The following is a 1,830-nucleotide window of genomic DNA, read 5'->3' as shown; positions in this document are numbered from 1 at the left end:
CGCATGAAAGTCCTCGTCCCGGTCAAGCGTGTGATCGACGCGAATGTTAAGCCGCGTGTTAAGGCCGACGGCTCGGGCGTCGAGCTTTCGAACGTGAAGATGTCGATGAACCCTTTTGACGAGATTTCGGTGGAGGAGGCGATCCGGCTGAAGGAGGCGGGCACGGTTTCGGAGATCGTCGCGATTTCGGTCGGCCCGCAGCAGGCTCAGGAGACGATCCGCACCGCGCTTGCGATGGGGGCGGACCGGGGCATCCTGGTCAAGACGGACGCGGTTATGGAGCCGCTTGCGGTTGCCAAGGTCTTGAAGGGGATCGTTGAGGCGGAGAAGCCGGAGCTGGTGATCCTGGGCAAGCAGGCGATCGACGACGACAGCAACCAGACCGGCCAGATGCTGGCCGCGCTTTTGGGCTGGAGCCAGGGCACGTTCGCCTCCAAGGTCGAGATTGCCGCCGGCAAGGCGACGGTGACGCGCGAGGTGGACGGCGGGCTGCAGACGGTGGAGTTGTCGCTGCCGGCGATCGTGACGACGGATCTGCGGCTGAACCAGCCGCGTTATGCGTCGCTTCCCAACATCATGAAGGCGAAGAAGAAGCCGCTTGAGGAGAAGACGCCGGACGATTACGGCGTCGACGCCGCGCCGCGTCTGAAGGTTTTGAAGACCGAGGAGCCTGAGGGCCGCAAGGCGGGTGTGAAGGTCAAGGACGTGGCCGAGCTGGTCGAAAAGCTGAAGAACGAAGCCGGCGTGCTGTAGTGAATTCGCTTGAGGCCGGTCTGCAAGCGGCCGGTCTCTGTGCTTCCGGTGCCCGCATATCCGACTGCGTTGTGCGCCGGTTCTCGAACCCAACCGCTTTGGCTGCGGCCTGATCCGAATTCGGACCGGAGCGAGCGGGACAAGCAAGGCAAGGACGACGACGATGGCCACTCTTTTGATTGCCGAACACGACAATGAAACCCTGTCCGACCAGACCGCCAAGGCCTTGTCGGCGGCGTCCGGGCTTGGCTCGGATGTTGACATTCTGGTGGCGGGCAAGGGCGCCAAGGCGGCGGCCGAGCAGGCGTCCAAGCTTGCCGGCGTGCGCAAGGTTCTGCTTGCCGAGGCCGACGGGCTCGCCGAGCGCCTGGCCGAGCCGCTTGCGGCCACGGTCGTCTCTCTGGCCGAGGGCTACGACGCGCTGGTGGCGCCGGCCACGACGATGGGCAAGAACGTGATGCCGCGGGTGGCGGCGCTGCTCGACGTGATGCAGATCTCCGACATTGTCGAGGTGGTCGACGCCAAGACGTTCAAGCGGCCGATCTATGCCGGCAACGCGATCCAGACGGTGGAGTCCGGCGACGCCACGAAGGTGGTCACGGTGAGGACCGCCGGCTTCCAGGCGGCCGGCGACGGCGGCTCTGCCCCGGTCGAGACGGTCGAGGCGGCGGCCGATCCGGGCCTGTCGCGCTTTGTGGAGAACAAGCTGTCGGAGAGCGACCGTCCGGAGCTGACCTCGGCCCGGATCATCATCTCGGGCGGGCGCGCGCTCGGCTCGGCGGAAAAGTTCCAGGAGGTCATCCTGCCGGTCGCCGACAAGCTCGGCGCGGCGGTGGGCGCCTCGCGCGCGGCCGTGGATGCCGGCTATGCGCCCAATGACTGGCAGGTCGGCCAGACCGGCAAGGTGGTCGCCCCCGACCTCTACATCGCCGTGGGCATCTCAGGCGCCATCCAGCACCTGGCCGGCATGAAGGACTCCAAAATCATCGTCGCCATCAACAAGGACGAGGAGGCACCAATCTTCCAGGTCGCCGATTACGGCCTCGTCCAAGACCTCTTCACAGCAATCCCAGAGCT

At 65.7% G+C, this 1,830-nt stretch carries 2 protein-coding genes; both read left to right on the top strand.

Annotated elements, in window-relative coordinates; translation table 11 throughout:
• Positions 1 to 3 precede the first annotated feature (3 nt).
• Complete coding sequence (locus C7T96_RS23760; RefSeq protein WP_106573737.1) at positions 4 to 753, top strand: electron transfer flavoprotein subunit beta/FixA family protein; 750 nt, start codon at positions 4 to 6, stop codon at positions 751 to 753.
• A 163-nt stretch (positions 754 to 916) separates the two neighbouring features.
• Positions 917 to 1,830, top strand: a 914-nt coding sequence (locus C7T96_RS23755) for an electron transfer flavoprotein subunit alpha/FixB family protein (RefSeq protein WP_106573736.1), incomplete at its 3' end; no start/stop codon positions are given.

This window comes from Nitratireductor sp. StC3 (assembly GCF_003015025.1).
GTDB classification, from domain to species: Bacteria; Pseudomonadota; Alphaproteobacteria; order Rhizobiales; family Rhizobiaceae; genus Mangrovimarina; species Mangrovimarina alexandrii.
The sequence above is the reverse complement of the archived record's forward strand: the minus strand, read 5'-3'. Positions and strand labels throughout refer to the sequence as shown.